Annotated in this window: 32 protein-coding genes and 1 tRNA gene; 18 read left to right on the forward strand and 15 right to left on the reverse strand. The window is 43.2% G+C overall.

All coding sequences use genetic code 11. The annotated features are described in order from the left end of the window. Window positions 1-22 precede the first annotated feature (22 nt). The gene (locus tag UNH61_RS07310) at window positions 23-1,300 is read left to right on the forward strand and encodes an IPT/TIG domain-containing protein (protein WP_326991484.1); all 1,278 of its coding nucleotides are present in this window, start codon (window positions 23-25) and stop codon (window positions 1,298-1,300) included. Between the two features lie 2 nt (window positions 1,301-1,302). Next, window positions 1,303-2,436, forward strand: coding sequence for a family 20 glycosylhydrolase (locus UNH61_RS07315; protein ID WP_326991485.1), 1,134 nt, complete (start codon window positions 1,303-1,305; stop codon window positions 2,434-2,436). Window positions 2,437-2,795: 359 nt separating this feature from the next. Here the strand turns inward: UNH61_RS07315 and UNH61_RS07320 are convergent, their stop codons facing one another. Beyond that, window positions 2,796-3,158, reverse strand: coding sequence for a helix-turn-helix domain-containing protein (locus UNH61_RS07320; RefSeq protein WP_326991486.1), 363 nt, complete (start codon window positions 3,156-3,158; stop codon window positions 2,796-2,798). Window positions 3,159-3,237: 79 nt separating this feature from the next. Here UNH61_RS07320 and UNH61_RS07325 point away from each other — a divergent pair, with 79 nt between their 5' ends. The 3 genes from UNH61_RS07325 (at window position 3,238) to UNH61_RS07335 (ending at window position 5,574) form a co-directional block, all read left to right on the forward strand. After that, entirely contained in the window at window positions 3,238-4,119 is an 882-nt protein-coding gene (locus UNH61_RS07325; RefSeq protein WP_326991487.1) for an NAD(P)H-binding protein, read from the forward strand. Window positions 4,120-4,124: 5 nt separating this feature from the next. After that, a complete protein-coding gene (locus UNH61_RS07330) occupies window positions 4,125-5,369 on the forward strand; it encodes a glycoside hydrolase family 71/99-like protein (protein ID WP_326991488.1) in 1,245 nt (414 codons plus the stop codon). 131 nt (window positions 5,370-5,500) lie between these two features. Continuing rightward, window positions 5,501-5,574, forward strand: a tRNA-Pro gene (locus tag UNH61_RS07335). Between the two features lie 1,526 nt (window positions 5,575-7,100). Here UNH61_RS07335 and UNH61_RS07340 read toward each other — a convergent pair. Next, entirely contained in the window at window positions 7,101-7,517 is a 417-nt protein-coding gene (locus UNH61_RS07340) for a recombinase family protein (protein WP_289034498.1), read from the reverse strand. Window positions 7,518-7,744: 227 nt separating this feature from the next. Further along, window positions 7,745-9,214: a recombinase family protein gene (locus UNH61_RS07345; protein WP_289034496.1), complete on the reverse strand. Its 1,470-nt coding sequence runs from the start codon at window positions 9,212-9,214 to the stop codon at window positions 7,745-7,747. A gap of 341 nt (window positions 9,215-9,555) precedes the next feature. On the opposite strand from UNH61_RS07345, the gene UNH61_RS07350 reads away from it, so the two are divergent. The 13 genes from UNH61_RS07350 to UNH61_RS07410 all read left to right on the forward strand — a co-directional run bounded on the left by UNH61_RS07350 (window position 9,556) and on the right by UNH61_RS07410 (window position 18,228). Further along, entirely contained in the window at window positions 9,556-10,101 is a 546-nt protein-coding gene (locus UNH61_RS07350; protein ID WP_289034492.1) for a Chromate resistance protein ChrB, read from the forward strand. After that, entirely contained in the window at window positions 10,085-11,290 is a 1,206-nt protein-coding gene (locus UNH61_RS07355; protein ID WP_298938978.1) for an MFS transporter, read from the forward strand. Before UNH61_RS07350 ends, UNH61_RS07355 begins: the two co-directional genes overlap by 17 nt. Before the next feature lie 618 nt (window positions 11,291-11,908). Next, window positions 11,909-12,289 (forward strand): single-stranded DNA-binding protein, encoded by a 381-nt coding sequence (locus UNH61_RS07360; protein ID WP_298938979.1) that lies wholly within the window; start codon window positions 11,909-11,911, stop codon window positions 12,287-12,289. A 44-nt stretch (window positions 12,290-12,333) separates the two neighbouring features. Beyond that, window positions 12,334-13,407, forward strand: a complete 1,074-nt coding sequence (locus UNH61_RS07365; protein WP_298938980.1) for a DUF932 domain-containing protein — start codon at window positions 12,334-12,336, stop codon at window positions 13,405-13,407. 53 nt (window positions 13,408-13,460) lie between these two features. Then, window positions 13,461-13,640, forward strand: a complete 180-nt coding sequence (locus UNH61_RS07370; RefSeq protein ID WP_298938981.1) for a hypothetical protein — start codon at window positions 13,461-13,463, stop codon at window positions 13,638-13,640. Continuing rightward, window positions 13,637-13,831 carry a hypothetical protein gene (locus UNH61_RS07375; protein ID WP_298938982.1) on the forward strand — a complete coding sequence of 65 codons (195 nt, stop codon included), beginning with the start codon at window positions 13,637-13,639 and terminating at the stop codon, window positions 13,829-13,831. The genes UNH61_RS07370 and UNH61_RS07375 overlap by 4 nt, the downstream gene beginning before the upstream one ends. A 31-nt stretch (window positions 13,832-13,862) precedes the next feature. Then, window positions 13,863-14,522 carry a hypothetical protein gene (locus tag UNH61_RS07380; RefSeq protein ID WP_298938983.1) on the forward strand — a complete coding sequence of 220 codons (660 nt, stop codon included), beginning with the start codon at window positions 13,863-13,865 and terminating at the stop codon, window positions 14,520-14,522. A 13-nt stretch (window positions 14,523-14,535) separates the two neighbouring features. Continuing rightward, window positions 14,536-14,751 (forward strand): hypothetical protein, encoded by a 216-nt coding sequence (locus tag UNH61_RS07385; protein WP_298938984.1) that lies wholly within the window; start codon window positions 14,536-14,538, stop codon window positions 14,749-14,751. Then, a complete protein-coding gene (locus UNH61_RS07390; protein WP_298938985.1) occupies window positions 14,748-15,275 on the forward strand; it encodes a PRTRC system protein E in 528 nt (175 codons plus the stop codon). Before UNH61_RS07385 ends, UNH61_RS07390 begins: the two co-directional genes overlap by 4 nt. A gap of 32 nt (window positions 15,276-15,307) precedes the next feature. Further along, window positions 15,308-15,526, forward strand: a complete 219-nt coding sequence (locus UNH61_RS07395) for a PRTRC system protein C (protein WP_326991489.1) — start codon at window positions 15,308-15,310, stop codon at window positions 15,524-15,526. A 19-nt stretch (window positions 15,527-15,545) separates the two neighbouring features. After that, entirely contained in the window at window positions 15,546-16,700 is a 1,155-nt protein-coding gene (locus UNH61_RS07400; RefSeq protein ID WP_298938987.1) for a hypothetical protein, read from the forward strand. A gap of 11 nt (window positions 16,701-16,711) precedes the next feature. Continuing rightward, window positions 16,712-17,425 carry a PRTRC system protein B gene (locus UNH61_RS07405; RefSeq protein WP_298938988.1) on the forward strand — a complete coding sequence of 238 codons (714 nt, stop codon included), beginning with the start codon at window positions 16,712-16,714 and terminating at the stop codon, window positions 17,423-17,425. Next, window positions 17,422-18,228, forward strand: coding sequence for a PRTRC system ThiF family protein (locus UNH61_RS07410; protein WP_298938989.1), 807 nt, complete (start codon window positions 17,422-17,424; stop codon window positions 18,226-18,228). The genes UNH61_RS07405 and UNH61_RS07410 overlap by 4 nt, the downstream gene beginning before the upstream one ends. Before the next feature lie 313 nt (window positions 18,229-18,541). Here the strand turns inward: UNH61_RS07410 and UNH61_RS07415 are convergent, their stop codons facing one another. The 12 genes from UNH61_RS07415 to UNH61_RS07470 form a co-directional block, all read right to left on the reverse strand. After that, window positions 18,542-18,991 carry a response regulator transcription factor gene (locus tag UNH61_RS07415; RefSeq protein ID WP_298938990.1) on the reverse strand — a complete coding sequence of 150 codons (450 nt, stop codon included), beginning with the start codon at window positions 18,989-18,991 and terminating at the stop codon, window positions 18,542-18,544. Between the two features lie 21 nt (window positions 18,992-19,012). Next, window positions 19,013-19,243: a hypothetical protein gene (locus tag UNH61_RS07420; protein ID WP_326991490.1), complete on the reverse strand. Its 231-nt coding sequence runs from the start codon at window positions 19,241-19,243 to the stop codon at window positions 19,013-19,015. A gap of 399 nt (window positions 19,244-19,642) precedes the next feature. Beyond that, window positions 19,643-19,921, reverse strand: a complete 279-nt coding sequence (locus UNH61_RS07425; RefSeq protein WP_298938992.1) for a molybdenum ABC transporter permease — start codon at window positions 19,919-19,921, stop codon at window positions 19,643-19,645. A gap of 203 nt (window positions 19,922-20,124) precedes the next feature. After that, on the reverse strand, window positions 20,125-20,559 hold the full coding sequence (locus tag UNH61_RS07430; RefSeq protein ID WP_298938993.1) for a DUF3872 domain-containing protein: 435 nt from the start codon (window positions 20,557-20,559) through the stop codon (window positions 20,125-20,127). Window positions 20,560-20,571: 12 nt separating this feature from the next. After that, window positions 20,572-21,129 (reverse strand): conjugal transfer protein TraO, encoded by a 558-nt coding sequence (locus tag UNH61_RS07435; RefSeq protein ID WP_298938994.1) that lies wholly within the window; start codon window positions 21,127-21,129, stop codon window positions 20,572-20,574. A 17-nt stretch (window positions 21,130-21,146) separates the two neighbouring features. Beyond that, window positions 21,147-22,049, reverse strand: coding sequence for a conjugative transposon protein TraN (gene traN / locus UNH61_RS07440; protein ID WP_298938995.1), 903 nt, complete (start codon window positions 22,047-22,049; stop codon window positions 21,147-21,149). Window positions 22,050-22,078: 29 nt separating this feature from the next. After that, complete coding sequence (gene traM, locus UNH61_RS07445) at window positions 22,079-23,416, reverse strand: conjugative transposon protein TraM (RefSeq protein WP_326991491.1); 1,338 nt, start codon at window positions 23,414-23,416, stop codon at window positions 22,079-22,081. Continuing rightward, window positions 23,406-23,690: a nitrogen regulatory IIA protein gene (locus UNH61_RS07450; RefSeq protein WP_326991492.1), complete on the reverse strand. Its 285-nt coding sequence runs from the start codon at window positions 23,688-23,690 to the stop codon at window positions 23,406-23,408. Before UNH61_RS07450 ends, traM begins: the two co-directional genes overlap by 11 nt. A gap of 22 nt (window positions 23,691-23,712) precedes the next feature. Beyond that, window positions 23,713-24,138, reverse strand: coding sequence for a hypothetical protein (locus UNH61_RS07455; protein WP_326991493.1), 426 nt, complete (start codon window positions 24,136-24,138; stop codon window positions 23,713-23,715). Between the two features lie 10 nt (window positions 24,139-24,148). Continuing rightward, entirely contained in the window at window positions 24,149-24,772 is a 624-nt protein-coding gene (traK, locus tag UNH61_RS07460; protein WP_326991494.1) for a conjugative transposon protein TraK, read from the reverse strand. A 15-nt stretch (window positions 24,773-24,787) separates the two neighbouring features. Continuing rightward, complete coding sequence (traJ, locus tag UNH61_RS07465; RefSeq protein WP_298939000.1) at window positions 24,788-25,783, reverse strand: conjugative transposon protein TraJ; 996 nt, start codon at window positions 25,781-25,783, stop codon at window positions 24,788-24,790. 3 nt (window positions 25,784-25,786) lie between these two features. Then, a complete protein-coding gene (locus tag UNH61_RS07470) occupies window positions 25,787-26,419 on the reverse strand; it encodes a DUF4141 domain-containing protein (RefSeq protein ID WP_326991495.1) in 633 nt (210 codons plus the stop codon). Window positions 26,420-26,475: the final 56 nt, after the last annotated feature.

Genomic DNA, 26,475 nt, shown 5'->3' on the forward strand with positions numbered 1-26,475 from the left:
TGTTTCACTTAAACAAGAACGAATGAAAACTATATTATATCATTTGCAAATAGTGTTGTTGATATGTGTAGCAGCAGCCTGTAAAAAAGACAAAGGCTTTGTGCACGACAACAACGCTCCGATCATCGTCGACAAATTTACCCCTGAATCAGGCGCATCAGGCACCGAGGTATTGATTTATGGCAGCAATTTTACCACGGATACCGCTGCGGTAAATGTGACCGTAAACGGTGTGAAAGCATTGGTAGAAGGCGTTATCAGTGATCATATCCTGGTAGTGATACCGGAAAAAGCCGGTAGCGATAAAATCACTGTGACCATCAATGGCAAAACAACTACCGCCGCTAAAGCGTTTGGATATATCACTTCCTATAAGGTAAGCACGCTGGCCGGCAACGGTGCTGCGGGCATTGCAGATGGAAAAGGAATTTTCTCCTCTTTCAATTTTTCCAGATGTGGATTGGATGTAGACGACGCCGGTAACGTATACGTAGCCGATGGCAACAACCGCCGTGTGCGTAAAATTACGCCGGATGGTAACGTAACCACCCTCGCAGGTAATGGTAACGGGGGCTACCAGGAAGGTAAAGGACAAACCGCACAGTTCTCATTTCCCCTCGACGTAGCGGTAGATAAAGATGGCTCCGTGATCGTAGCAGATCCGGCCGACTGGACCATCCGCAGGGTGACGGCTGATGGCACTACTTCTCTGATTGCGTGGGGAGAAGCATGGGGTATTGGCATCGACAAGCGCAACGGAAATATTTATTACGCCAACGCCCGCGGGTCTGGCAGCATTTACCAGGTAACACCTAATGGTACAGCCACGGAGATTATTAAGAACCTCGTTTACCCCGTAGATGTAGCTGTAGATAGTAACAGTAACCTGTATGTATCCGAGAACGGTACTTCTATGATTAAGAAGTTTGCGGCGGATACCTGGGAGCCTACCGTAATTGCAGGCGCTGCTTATCAAACCGGTTTGGTAAATGGAAAAGGCACCGATGCGCGTTTCGACTATCCATGGGCGATTGCGGTGGACGCCAACAACAACCTGTTTGTAGCAGGTAATGGTACCGGCGATGGTTCATCTGTGAACACCAATCAGTGTATCCGTAAGATCACGGCCAACACCTGGGATGTGACTACCTATATTGGCGGCAGCACTCCCGGATTTGCCGATGGTGCCGGCGCGGCGGCGTTGTTCAATGCACCCACCGGTGTAGCGGTAGATAAGAACGGAGTGGTATATGTAGTGGATAGAAATAATAACAGGATTAGAAAAGTAATTGCAGAATAAATATGACCAGGTTAAAGAAGATAGTATTAGCAGGATGTTTATTGTTAGGGTGTTTCCAGTTACGCGCACAACAGCCCGCTCCTTTTAAATGGAATGTATTGCCTGTAAAAGGGTTGCTGTTGAGCGTGCCGCAACGGCAGGATGTACCGCTGCTTTGCGACTTTATCAAAAAAGCATTGGTAGCGGAAGGCGTGAATACGCTGGCGTTAAGAATAGAATTGGCCTACAAATTTAAATCGGATCCGGAAGTAGCCGAATGGAATGGTATCACCGAAGAAGATTTAAAACAGATTGTACAGGCCTGTAAGGAAGCGAAGATCCGCTTTATTCCAACCGTGAACCTCTTGGCGCATCAGTCGGAGCAAACGGAGATAGGGCCGCTGTTAAAGAAGTATCCGCAGCTGGACGAGTCACCGGATTATAATCCGCCGGTGCCCTGGAAAGATGGTGGTATGTTCGATTTCTACAGCAAGTGTTTGTGTACACAGCATCCGGATTTATTCAGGATCATTTTTCCTTTGGTGGATGAACTGATTGAAGTAACCGGCGCAGATGCCTTTCACGTGGGGCTGGACGAAGCCTGGATCATCGGGTATAATAAGTGTCCGCGTTGTGGTGGCAAAGATCCGGCGGAATTGTTTGGCGCTTATGTGACCGCCCTGCATCAGCATCTCAAAGAAAAAAAATGCCAGATGTGGATGTGGAGTGATCGCCTGATAGATGGTAAGGAAACCAATCTGCTGGCATGGCAGGCCAGCATGAACAACACGGCACGCGCCATAGACATGATACCGAAGGATATTATGATTTGCGACTGGAAGTATGAAGATGCCCCACCTACGCCTGCCTACTTTGCAGTGAAAGGATTCCAGGTATTGCCCTCTTCCTGTGGAAAGGAATCATCAGCAATGGCGCAGCTGGAGCAGGTGTATGCTGCCCGTAAAAATGCCCTGCAGACCGATTTCTCCCGCACATTAGCAGAACGTATGCCCGGCATCTTTGAAACGATGTGGGTAAATACCAAAGAGTTTATTGACGGATATTATGGCCGTAAAGGCGTGCGTCCGGGAACAATGGCCAATGTGAATACGTTTAAGGCCTTGTTTGCGGAAATAAGAAAGAAAGAAAAAATGTAGCGCGGGCTTTTGTGTGGATCAGGATTGAGCTGATTACATTTTTAGGATGTAGAAAGATAATAGCCTGTTTATTATCTTCTAAATCCTGAAAATCAAAATAAAAAATCAGTTTAATCGGTTTAATCCTGATCCAGACAAAACTATCAATTGTGTTTTATGCTGACCGCAATATAAGGTCCCGATTCAATTATCATTTGAGGTAACCTTATACTTGTTTTACTTGTGTTTTTAAAATAGTACTTTGGTGTGGTAACCGCCAATTATCATTTAGTTTTGCCAGCCATAATAGTTGAGGGTTCAATTAAATGCGTTGTTATGTCGTAAGATCGTATAACCGTTACCGTTAACACATCAAATGTCTACTTAAAAGCTCCTTCCATATCTTTAAATGCCCAGGCAGCCATTGCCTGTATCACCGGAAATAGTCCCTGACCTGCATTGCTCAGCCGGTAGGTCACAAAAGGCGGTACTACCGGTTTCGATTCCCTGATAACCAGGTTATCGGCTTCCAGTTGTTTCAAATGCTGGATGAGCACTTTCTCCGTGATCGCCGGAATTGCCCGTTTCAACTCACTGTAGCGTTTGTGGCCGTTAGATAAATGGTATAGAATAATCGGCTTCCAGTAGCCGCCTATCTTTTCCATTACGTAAGTCACCGGGCACAGCTCCAACGCATATCGCTTATTTTCCTGAATAGTGGACGCTTCTTTAATTCTTCCCATAATACATACTTTGGGGTAAGTACTTGTTAAAAAGTAAGTACAAAGATACCTTTGTTTCTCCAAAAACAAAACAAGTAAAATGAAATTAATCGTAACAGGTTCTTTAGGGAACATAGGGAAACCTTTGACTAAAAAATTGATTGCTGCAGGGCATCAGGTAACCGTTGTGAGTAGTGCCGCTGCCCGCAAAGCCGCCATAGAAGAGCTGGGAGCAACAGCAGCCATCGGCTCAGTTAACGACGCTGCTTTCCTGGAGCAGGTATTCGCCGGCGCTGACGCCGTATGGGCTATGACGCCGCCCAATATGAGAGGCGATAACGCAATTGCAACTACTACCGAAGCAGGTAAAGCATTTGCTGCAGCTTTCAGGAAAGCAGGGATACAGCGGGTTGTAATGTTAAGTAGTATAGGAGCAGATCTTCCGGGCGGCAACGGACCTATTGCGGGTTTGCACAATATAGAACAACTATACAGCCAGCTCGAAGGAGTTGCTGTTACTTATCTGAGAGCCGGCTTTTTTTATACGAATTATTACAACGATATTGCGTTGATCAAAGGTGGAGGTATCATTGGCGCTAACTATCCGGCATTGCAGGAAATGCTGCTCGTGCATCCGGAAGACATTGCAGCAGCGGCTGCAGAAGAGCTGCAACAATCAGCTACCGGACAGCAGGTACGATATGTAGTCAGCGATATACGCACTACCGCTGAAGTGGCGGCTGCGTTAGGCAATGCAGTAGGGATACCGGCACTGCCCTGGGTGGAGTTCACAGACGAAGCGGCGTTGCAGGGTATGATAAATGCAGGGCTGCCGGAAGAATTTGCAGGATTGTATACAGAAATGGGTGTGGGGCTTCGCAATGGTAGTATTATGGCTGATTTCAGAAAAAGAAGTGCACAGGCAACAGGCAATATTAAACTAGAGGATTTCGCAAAAGAATTTGCAGAGAGATTCAAATAAACAGCATGAAACGTATTTCAGTTTTATTGACTTGCTGTATTTTAACATTCCAGGTAGCCGCTCAGAAAAGTCCGTTTCGCTATCCAACCTACAAAGGACTGGTAATGGCAGGCTACCAGGGATGGTTCAATACTCCCGATGATGGCGCTCGCCGGGGATGGCATCATTATGAAAAACGGGGAACCTTTGCCCCGGGATCCTGTGAGATAGACCTTTGGCCGGATATGCGGGAATACAAAAAGCAATATCCCACACCGTTTCAAAATGAAGATAACCAGATAGCTAATGTATTCAGTCCATATGACGAGTCGACGGTGGCCCTTCACTTTAAATGGATGAAAGACTACGGTATAGACGGAGTGTTCATGCAGCGTTTTGTGGCAGAGATCCGTAATGAAAGTGGCAGGCGCCATTTTAATACAGTATTGCATCATGCGATGGAGGCTGCCAGGGCAAATGACCGGGCTATTTGTATCATGTACGACCTCAGTGGAATGAACCCCGGGGAAGAGCAGTTGCTCCTGCAGGATATTGACACGCTGAGCAGGGAATACGGACTGCTCGATGGTAAGGGGAACAAATTTCCTACCTATCTGCATCATGCCGGTAAGCCATTGGTAGCAGTATGGGGAGTAGGTTTCAGCGATCACCGGAAGTATGGGTTTGGAGAAGCTGAAACAATCATCGCCGGACTTAACCAGCGGGGTTTCAGTGTGATGCTGGGAGTGCCTGCCTATTGGCGGGAATTTGGGTCCGATGCGCTGAAAGATCCGGATCTGCACAGATTATTAAAGAAATGTGCTATTGTAGCTCCCTGGTTTGTAGGAAGATATGATCAGGAGGGATATCCTGCCTTTCAACAAACAATAGAAAAAGACATGCTATGGTGCCGGGAAAACCACCTGGATTATGTACCTCTTGTCTTTCCTGGTTTCTCGTGGCGTAATATGAACGGGCCACAGGCCCGCAGCATTCCACGGAATAAAGGCTCCTTTTTCTGGCAACAGGTGGCAGGGGCAAAGAAGGCGGGCGCAGAGATGTTATACATCGCCATGTTTGACGAGATGAATGAAGGCACTTCCATATTTAAATGTGCAACCCTAAGCCAGCTTCCCCGGAACCCCGGTGGCAGTTTTGTGGGAATAGATGATGAATTGGGAAGTGATTATTACTTATGGCTGGCAGGTCAGGCGGGCGACTGGTTTCATGAGAAATCCGGATTCAGTGACCATCTCCCTGTAAGAAAATAGATGTTGGATGAATAATTACCATGATATTTTATTGCGTTTAATGAGATCCGCTTTTTGTTTTTTTAAAAATGACAGGTCAGAAATTTGTGATTTTAAAGTAATTGTATAAATTTGCAGCCCGGGATTAATAACGGGATGTAGCGCAGCCCGGTAGCGCGCTTCGTTCGGGACGAAGAGGCCGCTGGTTCGAATCCAGTCATCCCGACTTGACGGGACAAAGTAGAAAAATCTACTTTTGTCCCGTTTTTATTTTGTCGTAACTTCTTGTTAATCAGATTGATGTATTGAATGAAATCGTTACGCCGGGCGGTTCGAACTTTGCTTTCCTCAAAAACGATTTTTTCAGGGTAAATTGAACCAACATCTTTTCTTATCTCGGATAAACATCCGTCTTTTAGCGCTTCCTTAATTTCAAAAACCCTTTTAACCCCTCGTTTTATAAGGATTTGAACATTATCAGCATCATTATTCATTCGTGTCAATTGTGACTCCAGCATTGATATTTTTGCACTGTACTGTGATTTCATATCACGGTAGTCATCGGCGTCTATTTGACGTGTTGCAAGAAGGTCCCTTGTGTGTGAAAGTCTATCTTCATAATCCTTTATTTGAAGCAGAATTTCTTTCTTTTCAAATTGAACTTCATTCGTCTTATTAAGGTACTCCTTGATGATCAATTCCTGATAGAATGCCATGTCACCAATTTCAGGAACAAAGCTCGCAAGATCTTTCAAAATAGCTTCGTTCACTATTTCTGCATTTGTTCTATGCTTACACGCACCAACACAATGATAATAGGAATAGTATTTTGTACGCCCTTTAGACTTGCTTCCTGTTAATAATTTTTCACATTCAGGACAGATCAGAAATCCGCGCATTGGAAACTCATCAAGGGTTTTGACTTTTGGACGGTAGTTTCTTCCTCGGCCATCAAGGATATCCTGCACCTCATAATATAATTCCTCCGATATAATGGCTTTATGTTGTCCTTTTACAAAGCGACTTTCTTCATCCTTGAATTGAGGGATGAAAATCTTACCACAGTAAAGAGGGTTTCGTATTACCTGCCAAAAAGCATTTTTGCTACATTTCAACCCTTTTTCTTTAGCCCGTTTCCATATCTGCTCCGTATTGAAGATACCCTTTGCTATTTCTTCAAAGGCCCATCGTAGTATCGACGCATCAGGTTCCAGTGGAGCAATATATTTTCTCCCGTTTTCCTCTGTCTTATTAATGTAAGCTACGGGTGCAAGACCCATATATCGCCCCTCTTTACGCGCCCTTCTCATGCCATAGAAAACATTCAAGGCACGCCTGTCGTTCTCCACTTCCGGGGCGGCAAGGTAAAATGCCAGCATCATTTTGTTTTCCGGTATGGAAAGATCTAATGGTTGCTCTATCGCCTGTGGTTCCACGCCAAATCCACGCAGCACGTTAATCATCTGATAAGCATCACCAGCATTACGACTGAACCGATCCCATTTAGTGAACAATATCAGATTAACATTGCTTTTTTTCTTTTTCAGACCCTGTATCAAACTTTTCCATTGTGGCCTGTTGAAAGACTTTGCAGAATGATCCTCGTATATAACGTTACGAATCATGATGGAATGGCTCTCACAATATTTGCGCAGCATCTCTTCCTGGTTTCTCTGGGAGTACCCCTTATCGGCTTGCTCGTCGGTACTTACCCGAATGTATAAATCAGCAATATTTACCATGATCTATAATTTAATTGCCCTTTATCGGTTGGTTAAATAACCTACCAAATAATTGTTCAGTTGTCAAATCTTGAAGTTTACTCCTGTCAGCGCAGAAACAAAAATCCACATCGTATAGCCCTTTGAAACGTTCTTGCTCTGTTGCAAACAACGCATAATTCCTTCCTATGCGAGATGAATCTACACTTATCAGAAGTTGGGCTCTTCCAAGATTGTTGCTTAGATAAACCTCCAATTCCTTCCAGCCTTTTCGATTGAAATTATTTCCGGATGAAACATCCCAAAAGACATTTACTAACTCAATATTGTTCTTCAAACAATACTCTTCAATAGTCGCCTTTTGTCGAATAAGCGAATCGAAATTTCCCATTTCGATTTTCGCAGCCCGCAAATAGGACACCGCTCGCTTTCTTATACTTCTCTCCATATCTTAGTGTCTTTGTTTGGCACTAATTTACGTTATTTGGCCGACAGAAATAGTTGTTTAGCTGTAATATTTGAAGGCAAGGATTACCCATAGTGGGTTTGAAAGCCAGGAAGGTTAATGAGAGCGTGTTTGGCCACAAAAAAAGCATCCCTTCCAGGATGCTCTAAATGATGAAAGCAGAAAGATAAAACTGTTGAGGTTCTTTTGGAAGATCCTGACCTTACACATTATCTAAGATGATAACTATAACTCAATGCTACGTTTACTTTTCCCACTGAAAAAACATTCCCATTAAAGGTTAGTTTATCAGGGTATATCATGTTTACGATGGCTCGTACATCTTCATTATTCCCTTCTCCTAATATCTTATCCAACCTCATGAGGTTCTCCAATCCCGATGAAAGAAGCCCTTCCAGACAAGGAAATTTTGCGTTAAGGCCATCGACTTTTATATTTAACTGCTCGATCGTGGAACTGTATTGAGCTTTAAAATCGTTGTAATCCGATGCCTCTATCTTATCCGTTGCAAGAAGGTCCCTAATGTGAGACATTCTTTTTTCATATTCATTTATCTGGCCCAAGACCTGTTTTTTTGAGACCTGAATATCATTTGTCATTTCATAATAAGTTTCGCACACTATCCTATGATAAATATCCAATATCTCCTTTTTGGGTACGTATCTTTTCAGCTCATCGTCGAAAGCCTTTGTTATTTTTTCAGAATTAATCCGGTGTGAACATCCTCGGTAACAATGGTAGTAAGTATAATGCCGACTTCTTCCTCTTGATTTACTTGCTGTAAGCAGCTTTCCGCATTCGGGGCATATAAGAAAGCCTTTCAGGGGAAATTCCCGCTGCGTCTCAATCTTTGGTCTGTATTTTCTACCACGACCGTCCAAAACGTCCTGCACACGATCAAACAATTCTTCTGTAATAATTGCCTCGTGCTGCCCCTCTACAAAATAACTTTCCTCATCCTTAAACCTGGGAATAAAAATCTTTCCACAGTACAACGGATTCCTGATCAATTGCCAAAAGGCATTTTTGCTGCATCTTAGACCTTTATCCTTAGCCTTTTTCCAAATCTGTGCTGTATTGAAAGCCCCTTTGCCTATATGTTCAAAAGCCCATAAAAGAATTGATGCGTCAGGTTGCTTTGGAGCGATGTATTTATTGCCTGTCTCATCAACTTTGTTCTTATAACCCACCGGAGCAAGTCCCATATAACGACCTTCCTTCTTTGCCCGTCTCATTCCGTAAAAAACATTGAGGGCACGGCGGTCATTTTCAACTTCAGGTGCGGCAAGATAGAATGCCAGCATCATTTTATTCTCCGGTATAGACAAATCTAAAGGCTGCTCAATAGCCTGCGGCTCAACGTTGAGGTCACGCAGCACATTTATCATTTGGTAGGCATCGCCGGCATTGCGGCTGAATCGGTCCCATTTTGTGAACAAGATCAAGTCTATCCGATTTCTGTGCTTTTTAAGTTGCTGAATTAATTTCTTCCACTCCGGCCTGTTGAAAGATTTTGCGGAATGATCTTCATAAATAATATTACGGATCTCGATAGAATGGTTGTCACAATATTTCCGCAACATTTCCTCCTGGTTTCTTTGCGAATAACCTTTGTCCGCCTGCTCATCGGTGCTTACGCGGATATATAGATCAGCGATAGGTTCCCTGTCCTTTTTCATCTCTCTAAATATTTTACGACCACAATCCTGGCCAGTTTCTTTAAAAACAACAACAGCTTTGCTGCATCCTCACTGCTCATTTCCTTAGCCTCTCCATTAAACATTTTAATGAGCTTTTCGGGTGTCATCTTGCTGTTTGAAAAACTGTTATTCATCTTATTCACTACTCTTGACAATTATGGAAAGTTTAAATTATCAAAGAGTTGTGGCGGGTTTTCAAATGTGGCAGCGAGTGGAAGCATTTGGCTATCCGGGACGCCTCATAGAGCTGTAAAATGCTGTTTGCTATAAAAAATATTATTACACATTAAATGTAACGACCGTTACATTACATTTGTATCATGATTAAGGTCAATGCCTGGTTGCTGTTAACGTACAAAGTACCGCCGGAACCATCAAAAAACAGGATCGCTTTATGGCGCAAATTGAAAGCACTCGGTGCTGTATATCTGCAAAACAGTATTTGTCTCCTACCTAAAACAACGGAACATATCAGGCAATTGAAGTTGATAGAAAACGATATTGCCAGGATTAAGGGCGAAAGTGTTCTGTTAGAAACTGTTGGCTTAGATAAGACTCAGGAACAAAAAGTTGTCAGCCGGTTTAAGGCAGACAGAGACGAAGAATACAAGGAATTTTTAGGGAAATGCGCCGACTTTGATGCCGAAATTAAAAAAGAAACTAAAGCCAAGCATTTCACCTACGCAGAACTTGAAGAAAACGATGTGGACTTAAAGAAACTGCAAACATGGTTTGACAAGATTAAGAAATTGGATTTCTATGGAGCGGCGCTTGCTGTAACAGCAGGCCATAAACTCATGGAATGCCAGGTTATATTGGATGAATATGCCCGGAAAGTATATAACGCGCATGAAGAAAATCAATAACATTGTCCTACCTCGCCAGTCCAATTTAAGAAGAAGGTCATGGCAGTTCATCTTACTATTTGGTATCATTAGTATGTTCGGTGACATTACTTACGAAGGCGGGCGAAGCATCGCATCACCGTACCTCGCTATTTTAGGAGCCGGTTCTGCAATGGTAGGTTTAGTAAGCGGCTTGGGGGAATTTATTGGTTATGCCTTTCGGCTGGTGTCGGGTTATATTGCTGGTAAAACAAAATCATATTGGACTATAACATTTGTCGGTTATGGACTATTGATATCAATTCCATTGCTTGCCATTACCAATAATTGGCAATTAGCAGCATTATTTGTAGTGCTGGAACGACTTGGAAAGGCTGTAAGATCTCCTGCTAAAGATACCATGCTTTCATTTGCAACATCCAATACCGGAAGAGGTTTCGGATTTGCGGTACATGAATTTATCGATCAGATAGGCGGGATTATAGGCCCGCTACTTTTTTCGATAGTCTTCTTTTTGCACGGAACATACAGAACGGGATTTACCCTGCTCTGGATACCAGCTATACTCACTATTATTTTTTTACTCATAGCACGAATAAAAGTACCCAAACCTGAATTATTGGAAGACGATCATACAGAAAAAGAAGAGCTATCGGCTCTGCCCCAAAAATTAAGTCCAAAATTTTGGCGTTATATGCTATTTTCTTTTTTAAGTGTCTTAGGCTTTGCCAATTTTCAACTTATTGCTTATCACCTGAAAGTAAATGCTGTCATAACTGACACACAGATTCCTTTGTTTTATGCTATTGCAATGGGAGTTGATGCAGTAGCTGCATTGATTATTGGTAAAATATATGATAAAACCGGACTGAAGGTTTTAGGTCTGCTTCCACTGATAACTATTCCGATTGCTTTTGCCGCATTTACACACTCCTTCAATTGGGTACTGGTCAGCGTTGTATTATGGGGTGTCGCAATGGCCATTCATGAAACCATTATGAGAGCTGCGATTGCCGATATAGTAACAGCAAAAAGAAGAGCATTTGCGTATGGCATCTTTTACACTGCTTATGGATTAGCCTGGTTCTTAGGAAGCACTTCAATAGGGTATTTATATCAAATAAGCATTCCCCTCATTTTATGGTTTGTTGCCTGCGTTCAGATTTTAGCCTTGTTGTCTTTCCTATTCCTTTACAAAGAATTGAAATAAATTTCACGATCAATTGCGGGACTTCTTCATTAAAACCAGGGAAAACAACATACGATTGTAACAACTACCCATCGTTCCATATTTCCCATTTTGAAGCGATAATACCTATCTATAAAAACGCTTCTTCATTTTCAAATATCTCCCCTCTGTTGTGTGGCTTTTACAGCCACAAACTTTTAAAAAAGGTTTAGAAAATTCAACGAATTGGTTGTGTTGTTTTGATACACTCCAGGCCGTTTCCTAATGCCTTTTTCACTGCTTCCACGGATTTTTTTTATTCAAGAGCCAGTATGCTGTTTTTGTTTCGTTTCAAGAGCAAAGGTATGACCGTGTTCTTAACGGGGGCAAAAGGTCATGCAAGTTTGGAAAAAAATCTCCACCCCTTGGGTAGTATTTTTTCCCAAAACCTTGTGCCCCCTAAACACTAACCTTTCCTGCTCGTGAAACGAAACATAGCATACTCCGGCTCTTTACACGAATAAAAAAAATGTCAGAAGTGAAAAAATACAGCATTGGAAACGGCAACAAAGTGAAACGAAACAGCACCTCCTCTCATTGCCGAATAAATCAAAAAAAATCAGACAAGAACAAATTCAATAACGCTAAAAATCAACAATCATGAACATCACAGGAAGACTGACAAGGGATGCGGAAGTACGCACAACGTCAAACGGCAAACAGGTAGTAAACTTTTCCGTAGCGGTAAACGACAGCTACAAGAACAAACAGGGCGAGCGAGTGGAGCAAACCGCCTTCTTCGACTGCTCATACTGGATAACCCCGAACGTGGTGAAGATGCTCACCAAAGGGCTACTGGTGGAACTCACAGGCAGGGTAAGTACAAGGGCGTGGGTAAGCAAGGACGGAGAACCGAGAGCAGGACTAAACTTCCATACCTCCAACATCAAACCGCTTGCAGGAGGTAGAAGAAGCGAAACGCCACAGGCTACTACGGAACTGAACACAGGCAATACACAGGAAGACGACCTACCATTTTAAACAGCAATCGATCATTTTTTTAACAATTCAAAATTTAAAACATCATGGCACATAATCTCAATTTCAACAGCAGAACAGGTAAATACAGTTTCTTCAGCGTTCAGGAAAAAGCATGGCACGGCTTGGGGCAGATCGTACAGGACTATCCCACAAGTGAAGAAGCAATCCGATATGCAGGGCTTGATTACGAAGTCATCAAAAGTCCGCTGTTCACCAAAGGCTCAAACATCATAGAAACTTCACAGGGTATCGAAGTAGGATACAGCGAACTGGACGTTCCCAACTACTTCGCCAACATCCGAAGCGACAACAATGCAGTATTAGGCGTTGTAGGCAAGGATTACCATATCGTGCAGAATCGCGAAGCGTTCAATTTCTTTGATGCCATTGTAGGCGGTGGGGACGGCATCCTGTATGAAACAGCAGGTGCATTGGGCAACGGTGAGCGCATATTTATTACGGCAAAACTGCCCGACTATATACGAGTTGGCAACGGTGATGATATTACAGAAAAATACATCTTCCTGACAACCTCCCACGATGGAAGCGGAAGTATTACGGCAGCGTTTACGCCCATCCGTATCGTTTGCCAAAATACCCTTAACGCTTCGCTTCGCAACATGAGCAACGTGGTACGTATTAAGCATACATCAGGCGCTAAACAACGCTTGGAGAATGCGCACAAGGTTATGGGACTGGCAAACACCCTCAGCAACCAATTACAGGACATTTTCAACAACTGGACAAAAGTAAGGGTAACGGATAGCGAAGTAAAGAAACTGATACAGCTTGCACTTTGCCCCAACAAGGAAACCCTTGACCTGCTCAAAAAAGGTGCAGAGGAAGAAGTTTCCACTGTGTTCAAAAATACCGTTGATGATGCCTTTGCCTATGCAATGATAAGCGATACACAGCAGATGGAAACCACCAAAGGCACTTTGTTCGGAGCGTACAATGCCGTGACAGGCTACTATCAGAACGTAAGGAATTACAAAGACAGCGAAGCCAAATTACAGAGCATTGTATTGGGCGGTACTGCACAGTTAAAGACCCAAAAAGCCTTTGAACTGTGTACCTCATTCGAGAAAATCGGGGCAGACGCTTTTGAACTCAATTAAGTAACCACAGGCGACCGCCTGCAAAGGTGGTCGCCCTTAAAAAAATTACAGGAATGATACTCGAAACCTTTATAGCAACCGTAAAACACGACAATGGCAAAATTCGATTTAGGGTTGTATCACTAAACGGAGAGCAAGGAGTAATCGAACAGATAACGGCAGCAGAAGGATGCCCCCCAAGCGCTATTGTTAAAATAAAAAAAGTTGATAACGATATAAAAAGTGAGATATGAAAGCAAAATCAATAGACGAAGCGAAAAGTTACGCAAAAGCACAAAGCCTGAATAAAGATAACAAAGATGTGGCTATATATATCATTCATTGTAACCGAACAGAATCTTTCTACGTAGATACCGATAGTTTAATACGACTGTGGGAGCAGCTAATCGGCTACTATATCAATGGGGTTTTTACTTCTGAATAATTACACTCCTAATATTAAAAATTCAAAGAAAATGAAAACGATTAGTATAAAGCTATACACCTTTTCCGAACTGGAAAAGGAAGCACAGGACAAAGCAACGGAGCATTTTAGATTCTTTAACACCGATCATAACTGGTGGGAAAGCGAATGCGAGGATTTTATAACTATCTGCTCATTAATTGGCATCCGTATAAACCTGAAAGAGATTTATTTCAGAGGATTTTATTCGCAGGGAGACGGGAGTTGTTTCATTTCAAATATTGATGTATCAGCATTCATTAAAGGTATAGCGGAACAGGCTTGGAAAAGTTATGCCCCCACACTGGAGCTGAACATACAGCCATGTACCATTGACAGGCGTGTAATAAAACTTATCGAAAACAGGACAATAGAAATGCCAATGTGGACAGACAAACCCCACATGGGTTATTATGTAGCGTATTACTCTGAAAGTTATTTACATAAGGATAGCGGCAGGCAACACGCTTTAATTGAGGCTGAAATCGAAAAACTGGACGTGTGGGTATTGCGGACTTTAGAGCAGTTAAACAACTATCTATACAAGTGCCTTGAATGTACTTATGATTATTTGATAAGCGATGAAGCCATACAAGAAACCATAGAAGCGAACGAGTATCATTTTACGCCAAACGGAGTGCATACTGACTGGCTTTGTAATTATGCCGAATAAAAAATCAGCAACAATGAAACTATCTATAACAGATTTAAATGGCCACCCGATTGAGGTCACAGACCTTGACAAAGCGATCAGGATAACAGCCGAATACAAGGCATACAGGCACGAGGACAAAAGTTTTTCTGATTTCGACAACAGGCAATGCGCCTACTGGACAGATATACACGAGAAACTCATGTCATTAAAAAAACAATTAATGAATAATAAAAACTTAAAGAAATGAACGCAAACTTTTTCAAGCAGATAACACAAATGAACATTACAGGTGATTTGCATCTGGTTATTTCAAAGGGTGCAGATAATACCCTTATTGTTACCACACAATTAAACAATGAGCATTGCGGAGACGATGCAAAGCACACCATAGTTCCACTCAATTTAAAGGGAACGGCAGAAGAACTGGACGAGGGATATTTTGAGCGGATAACCGCACCTATTGAAAAGGCTTCGGGATTAATGGTGAACATGGAAGCCTTTTTAAAGCAATTGGAGGAAGCGCAAAAGCAATCTGCTATGGAGAAGGAAAAAGCAGACAAAGAGCGCAGGGAAAAGGAAGCAAGGGACAAGAAGTACAAAGAAGCAATGACAAAAGCGGATGAACTGGAAAAAGAGGGCAAACACCGTGAAGCATGGATGAAAGTACCCGACCCAACCGAATACCCCGAAAACGCCGAGGCAATACGCAAACGTAAATCGCAATTGTCCGACAAGTTCGCATCACCGAGCCTATTCGGGCAAGCAGAGTAAAACAAATTGTTCAACGCCAAAAATCAGCAATCATGTTATTAGCAACACAGTTAGAACGCATATTCCTGTTTGAAGACAAAGGGCAGGAAATCAGGTTGACAGACCCCGAACCCCAATGGAGCGTACAGGCAGTATTGAATTTCTATTCCAATACCTACCCGATACTCACCACTGCAAAAATATCCGCACCTGCTATCAGGGAAGATACGGTGCAGTACCGTTTTGAGAGCGTAATGGGAACAAAAGGTTAATCTAAAAAATAGTAAAACGATGACTTATGCAACAACATATCATATCGGGTACGATATGCCTACCCAAAGAGCCAAAGCAAAAACGGTTGCACCGCCAGTTGAGCGAGTTCGCAAACTGGATGATCCGTCCAAAGTATGCAGCAGAGATACAAAAGGACAAGCGACAGTCCGTACCAATAACCATGTTGCCAATGGTTTTCTAAAATGTTCCTTCCTGCCAAAGCTGAAAGAAACGGAAACCGTACAGGCTTGTGGGAAATCTGCAAAAACGGAGAGGGATTTTTATAAGTCCCTTTCCCAACTTGCCGAGCATTACGCCATACAGCCCATGCAAACGCAGTCTTATGGCTATCCGTACAATATCGCATTGGCATTATGGGACACGCAGGAACGGTTGGGAAGAAACGTAAGGGATTGGGAAGAAATTAAACTCCTACAGGATAGCAGGAAAACATATTTGACGAGCGAGGAACGATACAATACAGGTGCTACATTGTTCTATATTCCCGTAGTGCCTTTGTACCGAATGCTCAAAAACCCAAAAAGGAAATATACCGCACAGCTTTTGTTATCGGTATGTACTTACCTGTACCACATAGCGGACATACCGTATTACAGGCAGGAAAACAGCTTCCTGTACTGGCAGTACGAGATGTTGAAGGAATGGGTAGTAAGTGATGAATATACGGACGAAACGAGCATCTACCTAAGTGAGTTAGAACAGGCTGAATGGATTGGAGACCGCATGGAACAGAAAATTTTCCACCTTGCCAACCTTACATTTTTCGGGCAACGTCTTGCAAGGCTTAAAACCGCAGATGCCTTAGACCTCGATTGCCTGAAACTTGCCCAGGAAGCGTTTGAACTATATCAACGATACCCTAATGAAAAAGTATTTCGCAATGCCCGACCCAATGGCGAAGCCGAAGAAGACGACATGGAAAACGTCATTCCAATGGATAAGTACGTTTCATTTTGTGCCGATGGAAAAGGCTGGTTAAACGAAAACCTCGAACAATGTGTAAATACGGATTTACAGGAATACGGGCAAATGGAGGAACCTATTATTATTAAGCGCTTTGACGGAAACGACATAGCGGGCAACAATCTCGATTTTGAAAACCGCTTGTTCATCTTAATGGAGGAACTGGCATACCTACTAAGCAACATTTAAAAAAAGAAACGATGAACGATATAACAGGAAACTTCGGAACGCTGTACCACCCCAAAACTGCTTTGGTATTCTATCAAACGAAAGGAACCAACACAGATACTTATGTGGAATACTTCGACATGGACAGCAATGGTACACCCATCAATGCCCATCCATTGACGGTAAGGGAAGCAAACCAACTGGCAAAAGCATTGAAGACGGCAAAGGAAGAAAAAGAACCCTGCCTGAAAGTTAACGGCATTTTGGGTAACCACATTTTACACCTTGACCCGCAGAAAGGCATGGCGATATGGTTTACCAAAACCATGAAAAGGGAACTATACTTTACCGAAAAGTTGGGCATTCCCAAAGGAACCGCCCATGTACCGCCGATGCTGTGGGTGGCAGGCAGAAACAGCCTGTATGTTTTTGCATTGGCATCCAACCGCAGACCCACCACACGTACAACGCTTTATAATGCGCCATTTTTTAACGTGTACGAGGAAGGAAATGTATGTATGGGGACGGTGGATGTGCGTATTAAGAAAACCGCATCACTGGAGGAATTTATCACCGCGTGGGAAGGCTACTTTTTTAATTCCTATTTCAGCCATCTGATGCAGGACTACAATCCGATTAACGGCAATTGTGTAAGCCTTTGGGAGCATCTTATCGCAACTGGAGATGTATTTCCCAAAGAGGTACTGAAAAAGAGTAACATAACCTTAAACGATTTTTTACAATGAATACAGATAAAATAAAAGTCCATTTTACGGACAGCGATTTAATAGACGCCACCAATCCTGTAACGGTAAACCTGATCGGTGCAGGTGGTACAGGCTCGAAAGTTCTTACAGGCTTGTTGGAAATGAATCATAGCCTTATAGCTTTGGGACATGCAGGTTTGCACGTTCGGTTATGGGACGATGATATTGTAACGGAAGCAAATTTGGGACGACAGCGTTTTTCGGAATGTGAAAAAGGACTGTATAAATCGGTAGCCCTGATAAATAGGGCAAACCGTTGCGAGGGTACAAACTGGAAAGCAGAAAATCGAAAATTTGAAAGAGACAGTTTAGGTAGGTTGCCCGAACATGCAGAGGCGAATATTTTTATTACCTGCGTTGATAGCGTAGCAGCAAGATTTGAAATAGCCGATATATTGAAAAAAATGAACAGCGGCAGGTATTATACAAACCGTCCAAGCTATTGGCTTGACTTTGGTAATACCCTTTATACTGGACAGGTCATACTATCCACTATCAGGGAGATACGGCAACCCAAGTCCGAGCGATATGAAACAGCAGCCGTCATGCCTTTTGTTACCGAAGAATTTGGCGACCTATTGAAGCAAGCCGAAGAGCAGGACGACACGCCAAGCTGTTCGTTGGCGGAAGCATTGGAAAAGCAGGATTTGTACATAAACGGCTCGCTTGCTCAAATGGGATGTTCCTTGTTATGGAACCTGTTCCGTAAAGGTCTAACACCATACAGGGGATTTTTTCATAATATCGGGGAGTTCCGCACACAGCCCATTCCCATAGCCTGACCCGCCCCCGATGGCTATCGGGGCGGGCAAAAAGACACTCCCTGCCGACGGGCGGGGCAGTCTTTTTGCTGTAAAGCGGAGCAACCCCTTTGGTAAAATGTCCCCGATGCACAATATCTCTTTGAGCATTTTACAAAAACAGGTTGCGCTCATGTTTGTGGGATATTCGTTATCCCTTTCTTTATTCTGGCAGACTTCTTTTCTTTCCATATAAGCGACCAAAGAAAAGAAGCAAAAGAACGCCGCTGTTGTTGCCGACCGACCAAGACTACTTTCTTTCGTGAGATGGCGAAAAAGAAAGTAGCAAAGAAACCTATGATTGTAATCGAGGTTTAAAATATTCCTTTGCTACTTCGCATATACCAGCACTGAAATAACGTCCCCCATCGCAGATAACACGGATTGCCTTTGCCAGTTCCTGGGGATCTGCGCCTTTCAGGATATATCCATCGGCCCCATTGCGAAGCATTTGCACCACATCATTCTCATCATCGTTTACGCTGAACGCCAAGAATTTCAGTAATGGATATTTTGCCCGTAGTGATTTGACCGTCTCAAATCCATCCATAACCGGCATATTGACATCAACAATACACAGATCGGGGAGCATTTCACAGGCTTCCATTTTTATCAATGCCAACTGGCCGTTTTCGGCTTCAAACACAGTTTCAAGACCATGATCTTTGAGAAACTGGCAGATACTCTCCCTGAGTAGATCGTGGTCATCTATAATAGCTATTTTTATTATTTTTTGTTCGCTCATAGTTTTCCATTTTTATTTGAGTTAAGACATCTCTTCATTTTTAGCAGCATCATTGAGTAAATCGGTCGTTCTTATATCCCTCACGCTATGAGAGATTAACCAGTCGTAAAATCGCCCGACATCATCGGGCGTAAACCGGATCAATTCTCCATTTTTGAGGGAGATGATAAAAAGGTCAATACACACTGTAAAAGCAGATAGCTCAGCGGCGGGAATGTTCAGGGCGGGATAGTTTTTGCTGCCAGTGTCCATATTCTTGTTTTTTGGGTTTAGTGGAGCACTGTACAAAAAAAAGCGCAGGCAACCACACTTACCGATACTGGGGCACTGGTATGCCTGTCTCCGAATAAGCGAGCGCCCACGCCATAGCATGAGCGTTCTTACTTATTGTCTCGGAGATATAAAAATTACCAGTTTTCAGTATCGAGACTTAAAGCAAAAACACTTTAAGATTTTCAATATATTTCTGCAAAGATACCAAACTCCTCTTTATTTTTAAAATGATGCATCTTTGGAGTGCACAGAATTGCCTCGATGTGTAAAAAAGCAGCATTCAGATGCGCCACTTTTTACATTTACAGTTCTATAAGCAAAAAAAATCGGATACCCTTTCAAGGTATCCGATTTACTTTAAGATTTGTTATCGTATGCTTACCGAGAATTTTGTGTTTCTACGTTTTGAGATGCTTTTTCTTTTGCCTTTTTCTGCCTTGAATAGCTCCATAAAAATAATAACCCAAAAATAATCAGGGCATAAGCTATCCATTTGCCAACCCGTTCAATAAACTTAATGGCAACCGACTTCTCATAAGATGAAAAGCCCTCAGCGCCGGTAGGACTGCGCCGGTAAAATTTCCGCCGATTAATCCAATATCGCAGAACTAAGCCCAACACCAGCGCTATAATACCCAATACCAATGATGCAACCATATTCTTAATCTTTACAATTTCACAAGTATAAATTTAAGAAAATTAATCGCCATTTTCTATTCCGAATGTATTCCATTACAAGACCTTCTGCCGGAGTGCGGTTCCTGCGAAAAATCAAGTGACAAAAGTCCGCAAACAGCAAAAGTCCCCGATCATAAAAAATACTTCGAGGACTTTTGTTCGATTTTTTATACCCCTCAATTTTAGTCGCTACTATTGAATTGAAAGCTCAACTGCTTTTCATTACCGAAATTGTCAGAAATCCAAATATCAAAGGATTGCGACACCGCAGAAGCCGATGTATAATATAACCTGAACTGTGTCTGCGGTAATGGGTAGAGATCATTGGGCAGGTATGGCGTTTCATTATAGTATCGTAAGGCTCCTATGCCTTCGAACTGAAAGTATCGGATGTAATACTGGGCGTCACTGAAGTTGCCCGCACGTTGTATGGTAATCCTTATTTCAACGGTCTGTCCGTTCGCCATGTCTGCGGGAACAGGCATCACTTTAACTTCAAACGGGTAATTTTGTTGTATCTCCAATTCGTCCTTATCACAGGATGATAACATGATGGCACTTGTAAAGACCAGGACAAGCATCCACAGAAATTTGCTTTTATTCAATAATCGTTTCATTGTTTGTTCTTTTTAAAAGTTAAACCTTAGTCCAACACCTGCCGATGGACGAAACTGTTTTAAATCCGTACCCCAAACTACTTTGGTACGACCTTGCAGGAGTAGGACAAACCTGTCGGACAGATAGGTTTCAAAAGACAACCGCCCTCCGGCTCCGTAGATAAAGTTGTTTTTATCGAGAATTATTGAACCGTCATAAAGCATTGTCTTACTACGGTTGATGGTTTCGTAGCCTGCAATGGCGCTGAGTCCTGCATTCAGCGTAATGGTCTTTCTTGCATCGCCCAATAACTGAAGACTATAATCCACCTCGCCCGTATAGGCTTCCAATGGTATCTGCAAATCCCTGTAATCGGCAACCTGATGTGTGTACTCCGCACCCCACAGCCAGTAATTGCCATTCTTTCCGTTTACAGTAAGCATGATATTCAGATAATAATTGTCGCTTACTTCTTTGGACAATAAACCTGCGTTAATTTCCACCCCCTTTTGTTTGGGAAGCATACGCTGTGCCTGTACAGCCGTAATGCTTAACATCGCAAGCATTACGGCAAAAATGTATATTCTCATTGTTCTTTCTGTTTGGATTAATTAATCTTTAGGTGCATATCCTTTATTTGCTTTGCGTTTACCAGGTCGGAATTTTCTACCTGTAAGGTTTGCTGCCTGCCGCCGTTCTTTTCAAAGATTTCGATAACCAATACCTTGTCATCGGCAATGGTAAATTGGTCCAGCAGGAATACGTTTTGCTCAACGGTGTTACCGGCGATTTCATCCAGTGGTTTATACAACCGAAGCGGCACCATCGGTTTTTCCTGTACCACCGTGCGCCTGGCTACTTTTTTATCAACTACCTTGAAGTTCACGAAGTCAATATTGAAAGGAACGTTGCTTTTGTTCCTCAATTCGGTGTGGAAATAAAACTTCCCGTTATGAACGTATATGCCCTTTAACAAAAACTGGATGCCATAGCTTTTTGAGCCAATATGCTTAACGATTCTTTTGTTCTTTTTGTAGACTGTTTCTAATATCAGTCCGGCAAGCGAAGGCGGGTTCTTTCCAAGTTCTTCAAAAAGCACGTCATTACTATTTTCCCTGCTGGACATCTTCTGCATCGTAAGCAGGTCGTAGTTCATTGTTGGGGGATTTGGGCTGTAAAAAACATTGAAGTTGTAAAAACGACCGTCATCGGTGATCACCGAAAAATTAGTTTCTTCATCAAAATCTCTCACAGATGCTTTTACACGCAAGACATTTTCGGCATCCTCCGCTTTACCGGCAATGAGATACTCACTACCCAAGTCCACATACCGGATAGCCGCAGGGAAGATCAGGTGAGAAGTTTTGTTATAGGTGACCTCCATCTGGTAAGGTTCCACCTTACCCATATTTAATTTGGTTGTAGTAGTTGCAGCCTGCTGTGCATACGAGTGGAAATGGCCTGCGACAATACAGGTCAAAACCAATATACTTTTAAACAATGTTTTCATTTCTTACTTATTTATTTAGTGTTGAACAATTAGTTTTTTGAAACAAGGAAAAGTTGATGGCCTGCCTTGACGGTTACTTTTGGTGTTTTCACTTTTTTGGAAAAATAGCCGGATATGCCCTGTACCACGCCACGGCTCAAGTCACCCGCCATTTGCTGCCCTGCCGAACGAGTCATCATAATGCTGGTGCCTGAAGTCTGGCTCATGTTGGAGGCGATTTGCGTTAAGGCGTTCATTTCGGGAGAATATGGTACACTTAATCCCTGCTGCCCGTCAAGACCATATACCGTAATATCTACAGGCATGAAATAGCCATCTAATTCAATAGAAGTAACTTTTAGTTGGAGGCGATTGCTCCCAAACTTGGCTCTGGCTGTTATGGTAGTTCCCTGCGGAATAATCCTATTTGTGATATGGGCAGGTTCCAACAAGCGTAGTTTCACATCACTGTCCTCCATAATGGTCTGTGTTTCCTGTACCACCGCCCTGATGCTGTTTTTAGGCTGTATCACCTGCTCCGAAACACCCGCCGTATAAAAACCCCGGTTCCGGGTTTCATTCCAGCTTGCAAGAAAAGCACTGTCGGTCGGCTCACGGTAAAGGGCGGAAACAGCATTTTTTCGGCTCGGGGTGAATGCTGCAAAGTGTTCCTTTTGCGTGGCCTGGGACGATGCCGCAGTTGCGGAATCGCCTTTGGCTGACTGTGCAGGATTATTCATACCTGAAGGCAGATAGCGTGAAGCCATCTCGTAAGATTTTTCCATCAGGGCCAGTTGATCCTGTACCGTAGAGGTCGGAGGTACATTTTTTTCTGCCAGTTGTTCCTTCAGTTCTTCAACCTGCTTTCGCAGTTCCTGTGTCTCGTAGTTGTTATCCTGATAGAATGAGCTCAGGGTACTCTGCGCATTGCGGTAACTATTCAGGGCAGGATTACCCGACCTTTTTTTGCCATCTTCGTAGCCAGTGTCTTCTCCAATGCCTTCCTCCGGCTGCTCCATCTGCTCATCAGTTGCACTGTCAGTGCTCCAGTAGTCAGAAAGCGAGGTCAGTGCATCACGTTTTTCCTGCATTTTCTTTTCGAGCATTTCCTGTTCGTAAGCCTTTTGTTTATCAGATTGAAGTCCTGCATCGGTGGCTTGCGGCACGGCATCGTTTAAACCGATATCCTCTACTTTTTTCTTGTCAGAAGAAGGTTTGAAGATCAGGTACATGCAACCGAAAAACACAATACCCATCAGGATAAAAATGATCGGCTTTTTAAGTTTTTCAGCCTTTTTATGCACACGCTCATTGGGTGCATCTGTACCGGTTTTCTGGTCATCTTCCTCGACCAGAAAACTCACTCTTTTGTTTTCGTTATCTTTCATACATTTTATTTTTAAGAATTTTTGAAATACTGTCCTGCGATGGAACCGAGGACTTTTTTTGTTTGATAACCGGGTTCTCAATATGCTCGATGCTCATTCCCTCGTTGGGTTTGCCAACGTCATAACATACTTTCACGATGACGATGACAGACAGTAACGCATAACCGGCAAAGAGCAACAACATATATCGGTGCTGTTTTTTCCAGGGCAATGCACGCCACCGTTCATCGAGCTTGTCGATCCGGTTATTGATGATTGTTCTTAAATTTTTCATTCCATAATTTTTGTTGCGATTTTTATAGCCTTCGCCCGGTGCGGGAAACAACGTTTTGTATGGCCGCATCACTGACCATAGCAATAGCCTCTTTTGATCTGGGTGCGCCAATCGTAGACAGGTTATTTAATTCTGTTTTTTTCAGCAGTTGACCAAAACGATCTTTTTTCGTGACCTCCATTTTTTGGAGGTTAAATTTTCCGTTCTGGTATTTTACCCACATGCTGCATTCAATTCGCGGTTTGTCTTCACCCGACCATTGCAGGTATCCCGTCAATAACAATACAGGCTTAGCTACACCCTCTACACCATTGCGGCAGTTGTCCAGGTATTCGCCAATACTTTCTTTCAGCTTTCCGGCATACGCACCCTGCGTATGGAAATAACCGTCATATCCTTTGTCAGTAAGGATTTTCGCAAACGTGTTCAAATCTGATAATGCTTCCATAATATTGATTTTAGCGGTCTATGACCTCCACGTCTTTGTTTTCCAACACAGCAAACTTTTCGATATTAAAGCCCTGCGGGTTGTTGTCGGATCGAACAGAGTTGACCAGATAGCAGGCGGTAACCAGGCTGCGCCTTGTTACATTGCTTGAACGGATGATAAACTGTTTGGCATAAGTTCTTACGGCATAGGGATAGTTGTCAAAATTGCAGACTACACTGTCCACTTCGATGCGTTGCTGTACGTTGCCGGATATGATCCGGTTGTAGTAACCTTTTTCCGAAAGATCCTTGTAATAATCAAAGGCGCTTTTGTCGGCAAGGTTGAACGCCCGCTTCATATTGCTTTCGATGGCATTTTTGTCCGGTGCCAGCGTAAAGAACAGTTCATGAAAGCGACGTACATGCTCACGGGCTTCTACCGGCCTGTTAATACTTGCGTCCTGCGAGAGTGCCAGCATCAATGATTTGCCGTTGTCAAGCACATAAACTTTTTGCCTTTGTTGCTCCGCAAAGCGGTAGGATTGCCAAACGGCATATCCCACCACGCTGATGCAGAGTACGGCAAATACAATGGCATATAGCCTTATTTGCCTGAAACTGTTTTCGATGTTTCTTAAAGTCTTAAATTCCATTTCTATTAATGATTATTATTTGTTCAATAGCCTGCCACCGATATTGCCTGCCACAGCTCCGGTACCGGCACCTGCGATATTTCCTGTTTTCGATGCGGTCTGGTTGACATTGCGCATAAAGTTCCCTGCGCCTCCTGCCTGAATGACCCAACCCGCTACTGTTGGAATGGTGAAGTAGCCGACAATGCCAATCAGCATGAATATCACATACACCGTATTGGAGGTATCAGGTATGTAGGTGGGATCAGCCAGCATCTCGATGTCCCGCTCCAGGATAAGCGACTGGATTTTGGCGAGCATAGAGCTAAACATATCGGCGATGGGCAACCACAGATATACACTGATGTATCGCGTGAGCCATTGCGTAAGCGTGGACTGGAAGCCATCCCACACCGATATGGCAAAAGCTATCGGCCCCAGTATTGAAAGCACGATCAGGAAGAACGTTCGTATCGTGTCAATGACCAATGCCGCCGCCTGAAAAAGCATTTCGAGCAGTTCCCGGAACCAGTCGCGGATACTTTTCTTTAGATCGTACATTCCTCTTTCCATGTACATGCCCGACATCGTTACCAGGTCGGAAGGTGACCAACCCAGCTCGTCCAGCTTTTTATCAAACTCTTCGTCCGATACCAGATAGGCTGTTTCGGGATTACGAAGCATTGCCTCCCTTTCCAGCAGGTCTTTTTGTTCTTGCAGCTTGTTCAGGTCAAGTACCTGATTTTGCAGCATAGCATTTGTGCCTTTCACCACCGGGCTTAATACCGCATTGATAGTCCCCAACACAATGGTTGGGAAGAACATTATGCAAAGCCCGATGGCAAAAGGTCTTAAAAGAGGAAACACGTCTATCGGTTCTGCCCGACTGAGTGCCTGCCATACCTTTAAAGCCACATAGAATAACGCGCCTAACCCGGCTATACCTTTTGCCACTGCCGCCATGTCTGCTGATAATGGCACCATCTCATCGTACAGCGAGCGCAGGAGTTGATGAAGATTTTCCCATTCCATAGCTTACCAGTATTTTTGTTCAGCAGTACCATATAGCTCCAGCACTCTTTTGGTGTTGTTCTGTTTTTTTGCCCGCAGAATGCTCACAGAAATATTCTTGTTGGTATAGTAGCGGACAAGATTATGATAGTCCTTAACTTCTTTGTACACACGGTCAATGATGTCCATGCGCTCCTTGTCGTTCAGTGAGAGGCCGTTGGAGGAAACAATCTGCTTCAACTCCTTTAACAGTTCGGTGCTTTCGTTCAGCAATGTGGAATAGCCATTAGCAATTGCCGAAAGCTCCTGTGGTGTGAAATTGGGATCGTTCATCATCTTTCCAAAATTCTTTACATACATTTCGGAAACATCACCTACAAGTAAAACAGTCTGCTGCACCTTACGTGCATCTTTGACAAGATTGTTCACGGCTTTGAGTTTGTCGTAATATTCCTTGCCCTGGTCGTACACTTTCTTTACCTCGTTGAAGTTTTTCACCACATTAGACACCGTGGATGAAGTCTGTACAATTTCATTGGCACTATTGAGAATACCGGATATAAGATTTCCGGGATCGGTCACGACCCATTGCGCTTTTGCACAAGGTGCTACGGCAAGCATGATTGCCGTACACACTACTAACATGATCTTTTTCATTGTTTCCTGATTTTTAAAATGATTAATAATTATTTTTCTTGTCTCCTTCAGGTGGA

It is taken from the genome of Chitinophaga sp. 180180018-3 (genome assembly GCF_037893185.1).
In the GTDB taxonomy this organism is placed as follows: domain Bacteria; phylum Bacteroidota; class Bacteroidia; order Chitinophagales; family Chitinophagaceae; genus Chitinophaga.

Excerpts from the sequence above, each read along its gene's own strand:
- UNH61_RS07400 (WP_298938987.1), top strand. The coding sequence starts at position 15,546 with ATGACTTATGCAACAACATATCATATCGGGTACGATATGCCTACCCAA.
- UNH61_RS07315 (WP_326991485.1), top strand. The coding sequence starts at position 1,303 with ATGACCAGGTTAAAGAAGATAGTATTAGCAGGATGTTTATTGTTAGGG.
- UNH61_RS07415 (WP_298938990.1), bottom strand. The coding sequence starts at position 18,991 with ATGAGCGAACAAAAAATAATAAAAATAGCTATTATAGATGACCACGAT.
- traN (WP_298938995.1), bottom strand. The coding sequence starts at position 22,049 with ATGAAAACATTGTTTAAAAGTATATTGGTTTTGACCTGTATTGTCGCA.
- UNH61_RS07390 (WP_298938985.1), top strand. The coding sequence starts at position 14,748 with ATGAACGCAAACTTTTTCAAGCAGATAACACAAATGAACATTACAGGT.
- UNH61_RS07345 (WP_289034496.1), bottom strand. The coding sequence starts at position 9,214 with ATGAAAAAGGACAGGGAACCTATCGCTGATCTATATATCCGCGTAAGC.
- UNH61_RS07435 (WP_298938994.1), bottom strand. The coding sequence starts at position 21,129 with ATGAGAATATACATTTTTGCCGTAATGCTTGCGATGTTAAGCATTACG.
- UNH61_RS07395 (WP_326991489.1), top strand. The coding sequence starts at position 15,308 with ATGTTATTAGCAACACAGTTAGAACGCATATTCCTGTTTGAAGACAAA.
- UNH61_RS07365 (WP_298938980.1), top strand. The coding sequence starts at position 12,334 with ATGGCACATAATCTCAATTTCAACAGCAGAACAGGTAAATACAGTTTC.
- UNH61_RS07385 (WP_298938984.1), top strand. The coding sequence starts at position 14,536 with ATGAAACTATCTATAACAGATTTAAATGGCCACCCGATTGAGGTCACA.
- UNH61_RS07375 (WP_298938982.1), top strand. The coding sequence starts at position 13,637 with ATGAAAGCAAAATCAATAGACGAAGCGAAAAGTTACGCAAAAGCACAA.
- UNH61_RS07450 (WP_326991492.1), bottom strand. The coding sequence starts at position 23,690 with ATGAAAAATTTAAGAACAATCATCAATAACCGGATCGACAAGCTCGAT.
- UNH61_RS07330 (WP_326991488.1), top strand. The coding sequence starts at position 4,125 with ATGAAACGTATTTCAGTTTTATTGACTTGCTGTATTTTAACATTCCAG.
- UNH61_RS07360 (WP_298938979.1), top strand. The coding sequence starts at position 11,909 with ATGAACATCACAGGAAGACTGACAAGGGATGCGGAAGTACGCACAACG.
- UNH61_RS07340 (WP_289034498.1), bottom strand. The coding sequence starts at position 7,517 with ATGGAGAGAAGTATAAGAAAGCGAGCGGTGTCCTATTTGCGGGCTGCG.
- UNH61_RS07470 (WP_326991495.1), bottom strand. The coding sequence starts at position 26,419 with ATGAAAAAGATCATGTTAGTAGTGTGTACGGCAATCATGCTTGCCGTA.
- traM (WP_326991491.1), bottom strand. The coding sequence starts at position 23,416 with ATGAAAGATAACGAAAACAAAAGAGTGAGTTTTCTGGTCGAGGAAGAT.
- UNH61_RS07405 (WP_298938988.1), top strand. The coding sequence starts at position 16,712 with ATGAACGATATAACAGGAAACTTCGGAACGCTGTACCACCCCAAAACT.
- UNH61_RS07370 (WP_298938981.1), top strand. The coding sequence starts at position 13,461 with ATGATACTCGAAACCTTTATAGCAACCGTAAAACACGACAATGGCAAA.
- UNH61_RS07325 (WP_326991487.1), top strand. The coding sequence starts at position 3,238 with ATGAAATTAATCGTAACAGGTTCTTTAGGGAACATAGGGAAACCTTTG.
- UNH61_RS07425 (WP_298938992.1), bottom strand. The coding sequence starts at position 19,921 with ATGGTTGCATCATTGGTATTGGGTATTATAGCGCTGGTGTTGGGCTTA.
- UNH61_RS07430 (WP_298938993.1), bottom strand. The coding sequence starts at position 20,559 with ATGAAACGATTATTGAATAAAAGCAAATTTCTGTGGATGCTTGTCCTG.
- UNH61_RS07355 (WP_298938978.1), top strand. The coding sequence starts at position 10,085 with ATGAAGAAAATCAATAACATTGTCCTACCTCGCCAGTCCAATTTAAGA.
- traJ (WP_298939000.1), bottom strand. The coding sequence starts at position 25,783 with ATGGAATGGGAAAATCTTCATCAACTCCTGCGCTCGCTGTACGATGAG.
- UNH61_RS07455 (WP_326991493.1), bottom strand. The coding sequence starts at position 24,138 with ATGGAAGCATTATCAGATTTGAACACGTTTGCGAAAATCCTTACTGAC.
- UNH61_RS07380 (WP_298938983.1), top strand. The coding sequence starts at position 13,863 with ATGAAAACGATTAGTATAAAGCTATACACCTTTTCCGAACTGGAAAAG.
- UNH61_RS07320 (WP_326991486.1), bottom strand. The coding sequence starts at position 3,158 with ATGGGAAGAATTAAAGAAGCGTCCACTATTCAGGAAAATAAGCGATAT.
- UNH61_RS07410 (WP_298938989.1), top strand. The coding sequence starts at position 17,422 with ATGAATACAGATAAAATAAAAGTCCATTTTACGGACAGCGATTTAATA.
- traK (WP_326991494.1), bottom strand. The coding sequence starts at position 24,772 with ATGGAATTTAAGACTTTAAGAAACATCGAAAACAGTTTCAGGCAAATA.
- UNH61_RS07420 (WP_326991490.1), bottom strand. The coding sequence starts at position 19,243 with ATGGACACTGGCAGCAAAAACTATCCCGCCCTGAACATTCCCGCCGCT.
- UNH61_RS07310 (WP_326991484.1), top strand. The coding sequence starts at position 23 with ATGAAAACTATATTATATCATTTGCAAATAGTGTTGTTGATATGTGTA.
- UNH61_RS07350 (WP_289034492.1), top strand. The coding sequence starts at position 9,556 with ATGATTAAGGTCAATGCCTGGTTGCTGTTAACGTACAAAGTACCGCCG.